The following is a 14068-nucleotide window of genomic DNA, read 5'->3' as shown; positions in this document are numbered from 1 at the left end:
GCGCATGGAGCAGTCGGCGGCCCAGATCCGGGCGGCGCAGATCAGGATCGCGATCGTCAACGACTACGAGGTGGTCGTCGCCGGGGTGGCCGCGATGCTGCGTCCCTACGTGGACCGGGTCCTCGTGGTGGAGATGGACACCGGTCTGCCGGTGGTCAGTGACGTGGACGTGATCCTCTACGACACGTTCGGGCAGGTGCAGGGCGACGGCGTCGACCTCCAGGACCTGGTGCGCGGAGGCGACGCCAAGGTCCTCGTCTACAGCTGGAACACCCAGCCCGAGCTGGTCGACCGCTCCCTGGCCCAGGGCGCCCACGGCTACGTGTCCAAGTCGTTCTCGGCCGAGGAGCTCGTGCGGGCGGTGGAGGCCGTGGCCGGCGGCGAGCTGGTGCGGCCCGGGCCGGCGCCGGTGGCCGTCCACCCGCCCGGTCGGTGGCCCGGCAAGGAGCACGGGCTGAGCGTGCGCGAGGGCGAGGTGCTCGCGCTCATCGCGCAGGGTCTCTCCAACCAGGAGATCGCCGACCGCTCCTACCTGAGCATCAACTCGGTCAAGACCTACATCCGCACGGCGTACCGCAAGATCGACGTGAGCCGGCGCTCGCAGGCCGTCGCGTGGGGGATGACCCACGGGCTCTCGCCCGACCGGCTGCGGGTCATCGACCCCGCCGCGAATGACGTGACCCGGGCGTCGAACTGACCAGCCCCGGCGCGATGGTGAGCGTGCGCCCCCTCTCCGACGGCGACGACCTCGACGGCCGGGCGGTCGGCGTGGCCGCGGCCCTCATGCTCCCGGTCTACTGCGACGTGCTGGTGTCGCTGGCCTGACGCTCCTCGGCGGCCGTCAGGTTTGCCTCCAGCTGCGCGAGCACCGCCAGCGCCCGGTCTCGCTGGCCACGGCCCATGGTGCCGACGGTCAGCGCCTCCAGCTCGGCCCAGATGCGCGTCACCGCCGCCCGCAGCGGCAGGCTCGCGCGCGTGGCCTCAATGATGACGGCGCGGCCGTCCGTGGGGCTGGGGGAGCGCCGTACGAATCCCGCTCGCTCCAGCCGGCGCAGCGTGCGCGCCATCGTGGGGGCGTCGGAGTCCAGCGTGCGCACCAGGTCCACCTGGCGCTGCGGGCCTTCGTCCCACAGTCGCATCATCACCAGCTCCTGGCCGGGGTAGAGACCCGTCTCCCGCAGCAGTTGCCCGGCCAAGCTCTTGTGGACGCGGGCGACCCGGAAGATCGCGTGGCTGACCTCCCCGACGCTGGCCACCGTCGGCTCGGTCGGAATATCTGTCCTGTCTGACCCGTGTGGCACCTCCTGAGCATAGCCGCGGGAACAGTGGGCGCGAGATAGTTGTTCGGCTAAGTAACAACTACCCACAGGAGGACACATGTCCACGGCATTCACCCCACTCACGGTCGGCGCCGTCGAGGCGAAGAACCGGATCGCGATGTCGCCGATGACCCGCAGCCGCGCCTACGGCGAGGGGTTCAGTCCGACCCCGCTCATGGCCGAGTACTACGCCCAACGCGCCGGCGCCGGCCTGATCGTCACCGAGGGGATCCAGCCCAGCGCCATCGGCCAGGGCTACCCGAACACCCCGGGTCTGCACTCACACGCGCAGGTCGCCGGCTGGCGCCGGGTCACCGACGCCGTGCACGAGCGTGGTGGCGTGATTTTCGCCCAGCTCATGCACACCGGCCGGATCGGGCACCCCAGCAACTACGCCGAGCCGGTGACGCCCGTCGGTGCCTCCCCGGTGAAGGCTGCGGGACAGATCTTCACCGCGGAGGGGCCTCAGGACCACGTCGTGCCCGAGCCGCTGACCGGCGAGCAGGTGCGCGAGACCATCGCCGACTTCGCCCGCGCCGCCGAGAACGCCGTCGAGGCGGGCTTCGACGGGGTCGAGCTGCATGGAGCCAACGGCTACCTGCTGCACCAGTTCCTCTCCACGAACGCCAACCGGCGCGACGACGAGTGGGGCGGCCCACCCGAGCGCCGGGTGAGGCTGATGGTCGAGGCGACCCGAGCCGTCGCCGATGCGATCGGCGCCGGACGCACCGCGCTGCGCATCTCGCCGGCCAACCCGCTGGGCGACCTCGTCGAGGACGACTACGAGGCGACGTACCCGCTCGTCGTCGACGCCCTCAACGGCCTCGGCCTGGCCTACCTGCACCTGCTGGAGACGGAGGCGCCCGAGCTCACGCCGGTGCTGCGCGCGGCCTGGGACGGGGTGCTGATGCTGAACCCCGCCACCCCCGGCTCGCACACGGGCCCCGAGCAGCTCGCCCTGATCGACGAGGGCGCGGCCGACCTGGTGTCGTTCGGTCAGCTCTTCATCGCCAACCCCGACCTGCCCGAGCGCCTGGCCAGCGGCGCGCCCTTGGCCCAGCCCGACCTGAGCAAGGCCTATGGCGGCGACGAGCGCGGCTACACCGACTACCCCGCCCTCTCGCGGATCCGATGACCACCATGAACGACGATCACAGCACCGGCCGGACGGTCCTCGTCACCGGAGCCGGAGGCGGGGCTGGGGCCGGATCGTGAGCTTCGCTCGGCGTCGATGTTCCCCGGAGTGCCCGGCCAGGTGCACTACGTCTCGGCCAAGGCCGGTCTCGTGTGGTTCACCCGGAGCCTGGCCCGGGAGGTGGGGGAGGACGCCATCACCGTCAACCTGATCACCCCGGGGCTCACGTTGACCGGCCCGGTCGTCGAGAGCTTCGCCCCCGAGCTGATCGAGTCGCAGCGCAGCGGTCGTGCGCTCAAGCGCGACCAGCACGCTGCCGACCTGGTCGGGCCCGTGCTCTTCCTCGCCTCGCCGGAGGCCGACTTCATCACCGGGCAGACGCTCAACGTGGACGGCGGGATGTTCATGAACTGAGCGGCGATCTCAAAGGGCTGTTGCAATGAGTCCTCGATCGAGGGCTTGTCCGGGAGTCTGCCAGTCGAGGGTCTTGCGCGGGCGGGTGTTGAGTCGCAAGGCGACGTCGTCACACTCAGCCATCGTGAGGTGACTCAGGTCTGCTCCCTTGGGCCAGTACTGGCGGAGCAGGCCATTGGTGTTCTCGTTCGTACCGCGTTGCCACGGCGACTGGGGATCACAGAAGTAGATCGGCAAACCGGTCTCGACCTTGAACCTCGCATGCTGGGCCATCTCGCTACCCCGGTCCCAGGTGATCGAGCGGCGCAGGCTCAGGGGCAGGGTCGCGATCATCTCGGCCAGACTCATGCGCGCCAGATCCGCCGTGTGACGTCCCGGCATCGGTGCGAGGAGCACGAATCGACTCGAGCGCTCGACCAGGGTCATGACCGTCCCCTTGCCGGTGCCACCCAGCAGCAGGTCACCCTCCCAGTGACCGGGCACAGCCCGATCCTCTACCTCAGCGGGCCGGGCCCGAATCATGAGGTCGTCGGTGATGCCCAACGTGACGCGCTTGGCGCCGCCGGTCTGAGTCTTGCGCCGCGTGCGGCGACTGCGCAGGTGCGCGGTCAGCTCACGTTTCAGCTCGCCCTTGGTCTGGATGAACAAGGACTGGTAGATCGTCTCGTGACTCACACGCATGTCCTGGTCGTGGGGGAACAACACCGGCAGCATGGCTGCGATCTGCTCCGGCGACCAGTCAGCGCGTAGCAGCTCCCAGACCTTCTCCCGCAACGGCGGATGATCCAGCCGTCGCGCCTTGGGCCTACGAGCACGCAGGGCCGCAACGGCCTGAGCCCGCTCAGCGTTGTACGAGCGGAGGTAGCCACGACCCGCATCAGGAGCCGTGCGGGCCCTTGGTGAGCGAGAACCTGGCGAGGAGAAACTCCGCGCCAGCTCTCTGCTCACCGTCGAGGCCGACTTCCCGATGATCGACGCGATCTGACCCTGCGACAGCCCAATGCGATAACACCGCTCAATCGTCCGACGCTGCTCCACTGTCAACCGTGCTCCAGGCATGCGCTGCAACCTCCACTCACTCAGGCAGAAGTGCAACAACCGATTGAGATCGCCAGCCTTGACACCTTCGAGCGTTGGAGTATAATCGAACACATGTTCGTATCGTCGACCCAGGAGACGCGGTCCGCCGCGTCTTGGGTCGACCCCGGCGTCGACCCCGACATTGATGCCATGGACATCGACGTCGTGGGCCTCGACGACGCCGACCTCGTGAAGGAGCTCGAGGCGTGGGAGCGTCAGGCCCGCGCTGCCGCGGCCGCTCAGGCGAGGCTGACGGCGGAGCTGCACGCGCGTCGGGTGCGCCGTGAGGCCGAGATGGGTTGGCCTGCGGCTCGGCGGGGACGCGGGGTGGGACACGAGGTGGCCCTCGCCCGGCTCGAGTCACCGGCTCGGGGACGCGAGCACACGGTCCTGGCGTTGGCGCTGGTCCACGACCTCCCCGAGACCCTCGCCGCCCTGGCGCGAGGCGACATCGACGAGTACCGCGCCCAGATCGTGGCCCGCGAGAGCGCCGACCTGTGCCGCGCCGACCGAGCGGTCCTGGACGCGACGCTGGGCCCGCAGCTGGCTGGGATGGGCGTCCGTGAGATCACCGTCGCCACGCGGCGGATGGTCCTGGAGCTCGACGAGCGCGCCGCGGAGCAGCGCGCCGAACGGGCCCGGGTCCGTCGCCGGGTCACGACCCGCGGGCTGCCCGACGCGATGGCCCGGTTGTCCGCGGAGGTCGGCGCCGAGGATGCCCAGGCCGCCATCGAGTCGCTGCGCGAGCACGCCGACCTGCGTCGTGCGATGGGCGACGAGCGCAGCCGCGACCAGGTGATGGCCGACGAGCTTGTCGCTCGTCTCTGTGCTCCTGCGGTCGCCGGCGCCCGGCCGGTCGAGGTCCAGCTCGTGATGAACGCCGAGATGCTGCTGGGCGAGGACGACACCACGCCGACCCACCTGGTCGGCTACGGCCCGATCCCCGCGGGGACGGCCCGCCGGATCCTGGCCGAGGCCGACGGCCGGGTCCTGGTGCGGCGCCTGTTCGCGCACCCTGTCGAGCATCACCTGGTGGCGATGGACTCCCGCGGGATCGTGTTCCCGCGTGCTCTACGCCGGCTGCTGTTCGCGCGCGACGGTGAGACCTGCCGCACCCCGTGGTGCGACGCCCCCGTGCGCCACGCCGACCACGTCACCGCTCGCGCGCGCGGCGGCCGGACCACGTTCGACGGCGGCCAAGGACTGTGCGAGGCCTGCAACTACGCGAAGGAGTCGCCCGGCTGGCGACACCGCACCACGAGCGAGTGGCCGCAGCGCCATCACGTCGAGATCACGACTCCGGCCGGTCATACCCATGACTCTCACGCGCCACCCCTGCCGGTCCGGGCCTCACCGACCAGGCCACGTGTCATCACCGTGGAGATCTACCGACCGGCACCGGAGCTCCGGCTCGCGCTTGCCGGCTAGACGAACGGGCGCCCCCGGCAGGACTCGAACCTGCGACCGGCGGATTAGAAGGCCGCTGCTCTATCCAGCTGAGCTACGGGGGCGGGGGATCGGAAGTGCGGTCGGGAAAGACATGGGTAAACCCGGTGTAGTTCGACGGCACCTATCGACCCGGCGCCAGTATGCCCCAGCGGGCTGGGTGGTGTCCCAGCGGAGCCGGCGGCGGCCGGCGTTCCCATCGTGACCGAGCCGTACGACAGTCCGTTCGGTCGGAGCTTCACCTTCGCCGACCCGGACGGCTATCGGGTGACGATGCCCGACGCCGCCTGAGCGGCCGCCGTCAGCCCTCGACGGGGCCGGCGGAGGCCTGCTCGGCCGGTCGGCGTACGAAGAGGGCGATGGCGACGGCCACCGTCGAGATGACCGCGCCGACGACGAAGGCGGCGCGGACGCCGTCCGACGTGGCGGCCACGGAGTCGGTGTCGGCCGCTGCGCGCGCGAGGATCGTGATGAACAGGGCGGTGCCCGCGGCGCCCGCGAGCTGCTGCACGGTGCTGACGATGGCGCTGCCGTGGGAGTACAGGGCGGGGGCCAGGGCGCCGAGCCCGGAGCTGAACAGCGGCGTGAAGAGCAGGGCGAGGCCGAGACTCAGGATCACGTGGGACGTCAGGACGTACGACGAGGGCGTGGCCGTGTCCACCTGGGCCAGCATCCAGAGGGCGGCGCTGACGATGACGGAGCCGGTGATGACCAGCGCCCGCGGGCCGATGCCGTCGTAGATGCGTCCGACGATCGGTCCCATCAGGCCCATCAGGAGGCCGCCGGGGAGCAGCAGCAGACCCGTGTCAAGGGTGTCCAGGCCGAGCACGCCCTGCAGGTAGATGGGGATCAGGATCAGGGTGCCGAAGAGGCTCATCATGCTCGCGGCCACCAGCAGCACGGCGATGGAGAAGTGGCTGCTGCGGAAGGTGCGGAGGTCCAGCAGGGCGCGGTCCGAGCGCTGGAGCACGAGCTGGCGCGATACGAACGCCGCCAGCGCGAGCGCGCCGACGGTGATGGTGATCCACGGGTCGACGGGCACCTCTCCGGACGCCGCCTCGCCGATGCTGCTGAGGCCGTAGATCAGGCCGCCGAAGGCGAGGGCCGACAGCGCGACCGAGACCAGGTCGATCGGGACGGAGCGCGGCTCGGTGACGTTGCGCAGCTTGACCGCCCCGACGGAGAGGGACAGCAGCGAGATGGGCAGCACCAGCCAGAACATCCACCGCCAGTCGAGCACGTCCAGGATCAGGCCGGACAGGGTCGGCCCGATGGCCGGTGCCACCGCGATCACGATCGAGATGTTGCCCATCATCCGACCCCGCCTGGCCGCCGGGACCAGGTTGAGCACGGTCGTGAAGAGCAGCGGGATCATGATGGCGGTCCCCGAGGCCTGCACCACGCGCCCGGCGAGCAGGACCTCGAAGCCGGGTGCCGTGGCGGCGACCAGAGTGCCCGCACTGAACAGCGTCATCGCCGTCAGGAACAGCGGGCGCAGGTGGAAGCGCTGCAGCAGGAACCCGGTCACCGGGATGAGCACGGCCATCGTAAGCAGGAACCCGGTCGTCAGCCACTGCGCAGCCGCCGTGGTGACCTGGAGGTCCGAGGTCAGCTCCGGCAGCGCCACGCTCATGATCGTCTCGTTGAGGATCACCACGAACGTGGACGCGAGCAGCAGGCCGATGACCAGCAGGTCTGAGCCGCTCAGCCGGTCCCCGGTAGGGGGCAGAGCGTCCGTCGAGGCGGGCAGGTCGGCGGTGCTGGTCACGAAAGCGGCTCCATGCATGGTCGGTGAGTCAGGGACCTGACCCGGGGGAGCAAACGCGCGGTGACAGGGATCTGTTCCGTGGGCTGCGCCACGTCAGCGCCGCTGACCGCGACGCAGGCAGGTCAGCCGACGACGGCGTTGAGCCGCTCGACCGCCGTCTCGGTCAGGCGGGCAAGGATGTCCGCGCCCGCCTGGCCGACGTCGATCAGACCGACGACCGAGAGGTTGTTCTCGACGCGCGAGGCGGTGAAGGCGAGGCGGTAGGGCAAGGACTCCCCGGCGCTCGAGACCGCCCCGTTGGCGACGAAGGAGACCTGCTCGTCGACCTCGCCGATCGGCGCTGTGTCGGGGTGACTCACCTCGAGGGCGATCGTGACGCCGTCGTCGTCGGTGACGTCGACGGCGTCGCAGGCGTCGATGTCGCGACGGAAGGTCGCGAACGCGTCCCTGAAGGTGGCCGTGTCGGCGTAGGAGCTGACCACGCTGAGGACGCTGCGGTAGTTGCCCTCGGCGTCGTTCTCGGGCTCGATGGTGATCTCGGCCTCGGTCTCGGCATCGAAGTCGGAGAGGACCTGAACGGCGTTCAGGCACCCCAGGTCGTCGTCCACGTCGTCGGTGTCGTCGTCCTTCTCTGCGACGAAGCCCTCGCCCACGTCTGCGGCGGTCAGCGCCGCTTGGTCCGCCTCCGCCTGGGTGAGGACGGCCGGGCCGCCCGGTGTGGAGGTGCCGCTGGCCGACTCGCTGGCGGACTCACTGGCCGACTCACTGGCCGACCGGCCGCCGTCGGAGCCGTCGGAGTCGCCGCCGTCGTCCCCACCGCAACCGGTCAGGCAGAGAGCGAGCGTCAGCGCCGCGGCGCCGAGACCGGTGTGGCGGGAAGCTGTCGACATGGTGCCCATGGTCCCACCGCGGTGGTGATGCCGCTCACCTCAGCCGCGCAGGGAGCCCATCCACTCCTCGACGTCCGCGGCGGTGCGCGGCAGCGACTCGGAGAGGTTCTGTGCGCCGTCGTCGGTGACCAGGACGTCGTCCTCGATGCGGATGCCGATGCCGCGCAGCTCCTCGGGGACGAGCAGGTCGTCCTCCTGGAAGTACAGCCCCGGCTCGACCGTCAGCACCATCCCGGAGGCCAGCGTGCCCTTGGCGTAGGCCTCGGGGGCGGCCTGTCCGCAGTCGTGGACGTCCATGCCGAGCATGTGGCTGGTGCCGTGCAGCGTCCAGCGTGCGTAGACCTTCGAGTCCGGGTCGAGGGCCTCCTCGGCGCTGACCGGCAGCAGCCCCATCCCCTCGAGGCCGTGGGCGAGCACGGTCATGGCCGCGAGATGCACGTCGGCGAACGCGGTCCCGGGCCGTACGGCGTCGATGCCGGCGTCCTGTGCGGCGAGCACGAGCTCGTAGAGCTCACGCTGCAGCGGGGTGTAGGTGCCGTCGACGGGCAGGGTGCGGGTCACGTCGGCGGTGTAGAGGTTGTGGCCCTCGACGCCCATGTCGAGCAGCACCAGCTCGCCGGGCGTGATGGGGCCGGAGTTGTCGATCCAGTGCAGCGTCGTGGCGTGCTTGCCGCCCCCGACGATCGAGTCGTAGCCGATGTCGTTGCCCATCGCGCGGGCGCGGCGGAAGAACGTGCCCTCGAGCCACCGCTCGCCGTACTTGAGCACGTTGTCCCACTCGCGCACGGAGTCCTCGAAGCCGAGGGCGGTGATGTCGCAGGCCTCCTGCAGCTCGCCGATCTCCCAGTCGTCCTTGATCAGGCGCATCTCGGACACCACCCGAGCCAGGTCGGCGTCCAGGCCGGTGTCGCCGGGCACCAGCGCATCGACGAGGGCGGAGACGCCGCGGTGCACGCGGGTCTTGCCGCCGGTCGCGAGGGTGTCGGCGAGCGAGTCGACGTGGCGCACCTCGATGCCGAGCGAGGAGGAGATCTCGTGGGCGGAGGGGCGGCGTCCGGCCCACAGCTCGCCGTAGGCCCGGTCGCGGAAGAACTCGTCGGTCTCGCGCGAGGAGCGCGGACGCGCGTAGAGGACTGCGTCGCCGTCCTCTACGACCAGCACGGCGTCGCTGGTCTGGTTGCCGGAGAAGTAGGTGTGGGCGGTGTCGGACCGGAAGCGGTAGTCGGTGTCGTTGGAGCGCACCTTGAAGGTGCCGGCGGGCAGCACCAGCCGCTCGCCGGGGAACGCCTCGGCCAGCCGGGCCCGTCGCGCCGCCGCGAGGTCGGCGACCGGATGCCGCGGCAGGTCCAGCTCGCGCTCACCCCAGCCCTGGCGCATGAAGGCGGAGTACGCCGGCGGCACGGCCGGGTCGTGCGACTCGGTCTTGGGGTCAACGGACTCGGGAGGGGTCAGCTCGCTCACCTGGTCACTGTACGCCGCGAGGTCAGGGATCCCGAGCCCTGACGATAGGCTTTCGCCATGCCCGGACCTCGTCGCGACAGCGTCGCCTTCACGGTCGTGGTGACCGTGCTGGTGACGCTCGGGGCGCTGGGGATGCTGGTCATTCTGGCCCTGTCCGGGGCTCCTGGGATCATGCTCCTCGCGACGCTCCTGGCCGCCGTGCCGGTGGGCCCGCTGGTCGCGTCGTACCTCTGGCTCGACCGCTACGAGCCGGAGCCCAAACGGCTGCTGGCCTACGCCCTGCTGTGGGGCGCGTTCGTCGCCACCGTCGCCGCGATCCTGATCGGCGGCGTCGGCGGCATGGTGGTGGGCTTCACCGACAACCAGTCCCTCGCCGTGGTCGCGCCCGTGACAGAGGAGGCCAGCAAGGGGATCTTCCTGCTGCTCCTCCTGTGGTGGCGCCGTGCCGAGCTGGACGGGATCCTCGACGGGATCGTCTACGCCGGCATGGTCGGCATCGGCTTCGCGTTCACCGAGAACATCCTCTACCTCGCCGCTGCCTACAACGGCACCGACGGCCAGGCGCCCGGTGGTCTCGCCGGCGTGACCGCGCTCTTCGTGGTGCGGTGCCTGCTGAGCCCGTTCGCGCATCCGCTCTTCACGACGTTCATTGGCATCGGCATCGGCCTTGCGGTGACCACCCGCAACCCGGCGGTGCGGTGGCTCGCGCCCATCGGCGGCTACTGCCTGGCGGTCCTCGCCCACGGGCTGTGGAACGGCTCCACGATCTTCGGGCTCGCGAGCTTCGCCGGGGTCTACCTCGTGCTCATGATCCCGGCCGTGATCGGCCTGGTCTGGCTCGGCGTCTGGATGCGGCGCTCCGAGCGCACGATGCTCACCGCCGCCCTGCACGACGCTTCGCGCCGCGGCCTGATCCCCGGCACCGACATCGGCTGGCTGGTCGACCTGCGCGCCCGCCGCGCGGCGCGCCAGTTCGCCCGGCAGTACGGCGGCCCCGGAGCGCTCGAGGCGATGAAGGACTACCAGCAGGCCGCCATCGAGCTCGGCTTCCTGCATCACCGGCTGCTGCGCGGGACGCCTCCCGCCGACTACCGGCTCCGCGGGCAGGACTACCTTGCCCGGATCAACGCCGTGCGACCGCGCATCGCGTTCCCCGGACAGGTGGTACCCACACGATGAGCGACACCGACAGCGTGATGCTCACGGCGCTGGTCCGGCTGCGGGGGGCACTCCAGGACGCCGATCTCCCGCTGGACCTGCCCGGCATCGAGGAGCAGCGCACCGCGCGCCGGGAGATGATCGACCAGCTGGAGGACTACGCGATCCCGCGGCTGATGACCATCGACGCCCCGCTGCTGGCGGTCGTCGGCGGCTCCACCGGTGCCGGCAAGTCGACCCTGGTCAACTCGCTGGTCGGCAGCCGGGTGACCACGCCCGGCGTGCTCCGCCCCACGACGCGCTCCCCGGTGCTCGTCCACCACCCCGACGACGTCGCCTGGTTCGGCCAGGACCGGCTGCTGCCCGACCTGGTGCGGGTGCAGCACGCCACCAACGACCCCGAGGCCCTGCAGCTGGTGGCGACGACCGCCGTACCGGCCGGACTGGCACTGCTCGACGCCCCGGACGTCGACTCCGTCGAGGAGCGCAACCGCCAGCTCGCCGCCCAGCTGCTCGCCGCCGCCGACCTGTGGCTGTTCGTCACCTCGGCCGCCCGCTACGCCGACCAGGTGCCGTGGGACTTCCTCAAGCAGGCCGCCGAGCGGTCCACCGCGGTCGCCATCGTCCTGGACCGCACCCCCGACGACGCGATCGAGACCGTGTCCACCCACCTCGCGCGGATGCTCGCCAGCCGCGGGCTCAAGGACTCGCCGTTGTTCACGGTCACCGAGGGCAAGGTCGACGACGACGGGCTGCTGCCCGCTCACCACGTGGCCGAGATCCGGGCCTGGCTGGCGTCCCTCGCGGCCGACACCGGCGCCCGGGGCGCGGTCGTCAAGCAGACCCTGGACGGGGCCATCCGCACGATCGCCCGGCGTACCTACGGGGTGGCGGACGCCGCCGCGGAGCAGGCGGCCGTCGCGGAGCGCCTGCGCGCCGACGCCGACCGTGCCTACGACGACGCCATCGCCGCCATCTCCGTCGCCTCCGCCGACGGCACCCTGCTGCGCGGCGAGGTGCTGGCCCGCTGGCAGGAGTTCGTCGGGACCGGCGAGCTGCTGAAGTCGCTCGAGGACAAGGTCGGCTGGTTCCGCGACCGAGTCGTCAACGCGATCAAGGGCAAGCCCCAGCAGGCAGAGCGGGTCACCGTCGCGGTCGAGTCCGGGCTGGAGACCCTGATCCTCGAGCACGCGGAGGCCGCCGCCGAGCGGGCCGAGGCGTCGTGGCAGCAGGTGGCCGCCGGACAGGGGCTGCTCGCCCGCGCCGACCAGGACCTCGGTCGCGCCTCGCGCGACCTGCGACGCAAGGCCGAGCGGGCCGTGCGTGACTGGCAGTCGGACGTGCTGGACATGGTCCGCAGCGAGGGGGCCGAGAAGCGCAGCACCGCCCGGTTCCTCGCGTTCGGGGTCAACGGGCTCTCGGTCGCGCTGATGATCGTGGTGTTCGCCCACACCGCCGGGGTCACCGGCGCGGAGGCCGGGATCGCCGGCGGCTCCGCGGTGCTCGGACAGAAGCTCCTCGAGGCGGTCTTCGGCGACCAGGCGGTCCGCAGCCTCGCCGAGCGAGCCCGTCGCTCGCTGGAGCAGCGCATCACCGAGCTGTTCCGCGCCGAGCGCGAGCGCTACCTTGCGCTCGTCGCGTCCCTGGACCTCAAGCCCGGGGCGCCGGACCGGCTGCGCGACGCCACGCGCCGTGTCGACGACGTCCGATACGCCGAGTCGAAGAGAGGAGCAGAGTGACCACCCTGCTCGAAGGAGCCAAGAAGCTGGTCACGCGGGGCACCGACATCGGCGCCCGCATCACCGCGCTCGAAGCCGCCGCCACCACCGCTCGCGGGCGCCTGGACGACGCCCTCGTCGACGAGGCCGAGGCGACGGCCGGCCGTGCCGCCGGCCGGCTGCGGCTGTCCGCCCAGCACACCGTCGTCGGGATCGCCGGCGCCACGGGCTCGGGCAAGTCCTCGACCTTCAACGCCCTGACCGGCCTGGAGCTCTCGGCCGTCGGCGTACGCCGCCCCACCACGTCGTGGGCCAGTGCCTGCGTGTGGGGGAGCGACGGTGCCGACGAGCTGCTCGAGTGGCTCGGCATCCCCCCGCGCCACCAGACCACCCGCGACTCGATGCTCGACACCCGGCGCGAGGACAGTCAGCTGGACGGGGTCGTGCTGCTCGACCTGCCCGACCACGACTCGACCGAGCTCAGCCACCACCTCGAGGTCGACCGGCTGGTGCAGCTCGTCGACATGCTGGTGTGGGTGCTCGACCCGCAGAAGTACGCCGACGCCGCGATCCACGACCGCTACCTCAAGCCCCTGCAGAGCCACGCCTCGGTGATGGTCGTCGTGCTCAACCACATCGACACCGTCCCCGAGGACCGGCGCCCCTCGATGGTGGCCGACGTGCGACGGCTGCTCGACCAGGACGGCCTCCAGCAGGTCCCGATCATCGCGGTCAGCGCCCGTCACGGCATCGGCATGGCCGAGCTGCGTGCGGAGATCGCCGGTCGCGTCGCCGACAAGCAGGCCACCCGCCAGCGGCTCGAGGCCGACCTGCGCGACGTCGCCGCGCGGCTGCAGGAGGCCTCCGGCTCCGGCAAGCCGCGCTCGCTCTCCGACAAGCGCGTGGCCGACCTCGAGGACAGCCTGGCCGACGCCGCCGGCGTGCCGACCGTGGTCGACGCCGTCGAGCGCTCCACCCGCCTGCGCGCGGGACGGGCGACCGGCTGGCCGGTCGTCGCGTGGTTCTCGCGGCTCAAGCCGGACCCGCTCAAGCGGCTGCACCTGGACCTCGGCGACTCCGCCGCCCAGCTCACCGGCCGCTCCCGCACGTCGCTGCCGGCCACCACGCCGGTGCAGCGGGCGCGCGTCGACACCGAGGTGCGGGCCCTGGCCGACGACGCCTCCGCCGGCCTGGGACGCCCGTGGGTGGAGGCCGTGCGCCGCGCCTCGACGTCGCGCCTGCCCGACCTCAACGACCGGCTGGACCGCGCCGTGGGCGGCACCGACCTGGGGGTCGCGACCATGCCGTGGTGGGCCGGCGTGGTCCGTGCCGTGCAGTGGGCCCTGATCGCCACCGCGCTGGTCGGGGGCATCTGGCTGGCCGCGCTCGCCGTCATGGGCTACCTGCAGCTCTCCGAGCCGGCCACTCCCGACGTCGGCCCGCTGGCGCTGCCGACCCTGCTGCTGGTCGGCGGGGTTGCGCTCGGGCTGCTGCTGGCACTGGTCTGCCGCTGGCTGGTCGCCGCCACCGCCCGGCGCAAGGCCCACTCGGCCGACCGCCGGCTGCGGGCGGCCGTCCACGAGGTGGCCGACGAGCTGGTCGTCCGGCCGGTCGCGGCCGAGCTGGCGGCGTACTCCGAGGTGCGTACGCAGCTCGCCACGGCCCTCAAGTAGCCGCCT

The 14068-nt window shown here is 71.6% G+C and carries 12 protein-coding genes and 1 tRNA gene; 7 read left to right on the top strand and 6 right to left on the bottom strand.

Translation table 11 applies throughout. From position 1 onward, the window contains the following. Window positions 1-4 precede the first annotated feature (4 nt). Window positions 5-697, top strand: a complete 693-nt coding sequence (locus LQ940_RS16655) for a response regulator transcription factor (RefSeq protein WP_231245172.1) — start codon at window positions 5-7, stop codon at window positions 695-697. 97 nt (window positions 698-794) lie between these two features. Here LQ940_RS16655 and LQ940_RS16650 read toward each other — a convergent pair whose 3' ends face one another. Beyond that, window positions 795-1256 carry a MarR family winged helix-turn-helix transcriptional regulator gene (locus LQ940_RS16650; RefSeq protein ID WP_231245173.1) on the bottom strand — a complete coding sequence of 154 codons (462 nt, stop codon included), beginning with the start codon at window positions 1254-1256 and terminating at the stop codon, window positions 795-797. A gap of 121 nt (window positions 1257-1377) precedes the next feature. Here LQ940_RS16650 and LQ940_RS16645 point away from each other — a divergent pair, with 121 nt between their 5' ends. Beyond that, complete coding sequence (locus LQ940_RS16645) at window positions 1378-2454, top strand: alkene reductase (protein WP_231245174.1); 1077 nt, start codon at window positions 1378-1380, stop codon at window positions 2452-2454. 96 nt (window positions 2455-2550) lie between these two features. Beyond that, the gene (locus tag LQ940_RS16640) at window positions 2551-2868 is read left to right on the top strand and encodes an SDR family oxidoreductase (RefSeq protein ID WP_231245175.1); all 318 of its coding nucleotides are present in this window, start codon (window positions 2551-2553) and stop codon (window positions 2866-2868) included. A gap of 9 nt (window positions 2869-2877) precedes the next feature. On the opposite strand, the gene LQ940_RS16635 is transcribed toward LQ940_RS16640, so the two are convergent. Continuing rightward, window positions 2878-3927: an IS30 family transposase gene (locus LQ940_RS16635; RefSeq protein WP_231365037.1), complete on the bottom strand. Its 1050-nt coding sequence runs from the start codon at window positions 3925-3927 to the stop codon at window positions 2878-2880. Window positions 3928-4020: 93 nt separating this feature from the next. Here LQ940_RS16635 and LQ940_RS16630 point away from each other — a divergent pair, with 93 nt between their 5' ends. Then, window positions 4021-5376: an HNH endonuclease gene (locus LQ940_RS16630; protein ID WP_231242822.1), complete on the top strand. Its 1356-nt coding sequence runs from the start codon at window positions 4021-4023 to the stop codon at window positions 5374-5376. 9 nt (window positions 5377-5385) lie between these two features. Here LQ940_RS16630 and LQ940_RS16625 read toward each other — a convergent pair. The 4 genes from LQ940_RS16625 to LQ940_RS16610 all read right to left on the bottom strand — a co-directional run bounded on the left by LQ940_RS16625 (window position 5386) and on the right by LQ940_RS16610 (window position 9513). Beyond that, a tRNA-Arg gene (locus tag LQ940_RS16625) sits at window positions 5386-5459 on the bottom strand. Window positions 5460-5695: 236 nt separating this feature from the next. After that, window positions 5696-7162 (bottom strand): DHA2 family efflux MFS transporter permease subunit, encoded by a 1467-nt coding sequence (locus LQ940_RS16620; protein ID WP_231242824.1) that lies wholly within the window; start codon window positions 7160-7162, stop codon window positions 5696-5698. 122 nt (window positions 7163-7284) lie between these two features. Further along, complete coding sequence (locus tag LQ940_RS16615; RefSeq protein ID WP_231242826.1) at window positions 7285-8052, bottom strand: hypothetical protein; 768 nt, start codon at window positions 8050-8052, stop codon at window positions 7285-7287. A gap of 39 nt (window positions 8053-8091) precedes the next feature. Beyond that, window positions 8092-9513, bottom strand: coding sequence for an aminopeptidase P family protein (locus tag LQ940_RS16610; protein WP_231242828.1), 1422 nt, complete (start codon window positions 9511-9513; stop codon window positions 8092-8094). A gap of 57 nt (window positions 9514-9570) precedes the next feature. On the opposite strand from LQ940_RS16610, the gene LQ940_RS16605 reads away from it, so the two are divergent. Genes LQ940_RS16605 through LQ940_RS16595 form a run of 3 tightly spaced genes read left to right on the top strand, consistent with a single transcriptional unit; the run spans window position 9571 to window position 14062 of the window. Next, on the top strand, window positions 9571-10692 hold the full coding sequence (locus tag LQ940_RS16605) for a PrsW family intramembrane metalloprotease (RefSeq protein WP_231242830.1): 1122 nt from the start codon (window positions 9571-9573) through the stop codon (window positions 10690-10692). Continuing rightward, the gene (locus LQ940_RS16600; RefSeq protein WP_231242833.1) at window positions 10689-12410 is read left to right on the top strand and encodes a GTPase domain-containing protein; all 1722 of its coding nucleotides are present in this window, start codon (window positions 10689-10691) and stop codon (window positions 12408-12410) included. Before LQ940_RS16605 ends, LQ940_RS16600 begins: the two co-directional genes overlap by 4 nt. Continuing rightward, the gene (locus LQ940_RS16595) at window positions 12407-14062 is read left to right on the top strand and encodes a GTPase (protein ID WP_231242835.1); all 1656 of its coding nucleotides are present in this window, start codon (window positions 12407-12409) and stop codon (window positions 14060-14062) included. The genes LQ940_RS16600 and LQ940_RS16595 overlap by 4 nt, the downstream gene beginning before the upstream one ends. The last annotated feature ends 6 nt before the right edge of the window (window positions 14063-14068 follow it).

Source organism: Nocardioides sp. cx-173 (assembly GCF_021117365.1).
Lineage (GTDB): Bacteria > Actinomycetota > Actinomycetes > Propionibacteriales > Nocardioidaceae > Nocardioides.
Note: the sequence above shows the minus strand (reverse complement) of the source record. Positions and strands in the feature narration are given on the sequence as shown.

Excerpts from the sequence above, each read along its gene's own strand:
- LQ940_RS16615 (WP_231242826.1), bottom strand. The coding sequence starts at position 8,052 with ATGTCGACAGCTTCCCGCCACACCGGTCTCGGCGCCGCGGCGCTGACG.
- LQ940_RS16635 (WP_231365037.1), bottom strand. The coding sequence starts at position 3,927 with ATGCCTGGAGCACGGTTGACAGTGGAGCAGCGTCGGACGATTGAGCGG.
- LQ940_RS16645 (WP_231245174.1), top strand. The coding sequence starts at position 1,378 with ATGTCCACGGCATTCACCCCACTCACGGTCGGCGCCGTCGAGGCGAAG.
- LQ940_RS16655 (WP_231245172.1), top strand. The coding sequence starts at position 5 with ATGGAGCAGTCGGCGGCCCAGATCCGGGCGGCGCAGATCAGGATCGCG.
- LQ940_RS16605 (WP_231242830.1), top strand. The coding sequence starts at position 9,571 with ATGCCCGGACCTCGTCGCGACAGCGTCGCCTTCACGGTCGTGGTGACC.
- LQ940_RS16630 (WP_231242822.1), top strand. The coding sequence starts at position 4,021 with ATGTTCGTATCGTCGACCCAGGAGACGCGGTCCGCCGCGTCTTGGGTC.
- LQ940_RS16640 (WP_231245175.1), top strand. The coding sequence starts at position 2,551 with ATGTTCCCCGGAGTGCCCGGCCAGGTGCACTACGTCTCGGCCAAGGCC.
- LQ940_RS16600 (WP_231242833.1), top strand. The coding sequence starts at position 10,689 with ATGAGCGACACCGACAGCGTGATGCTCACGGCGCTGGTCCGGCTGCGG.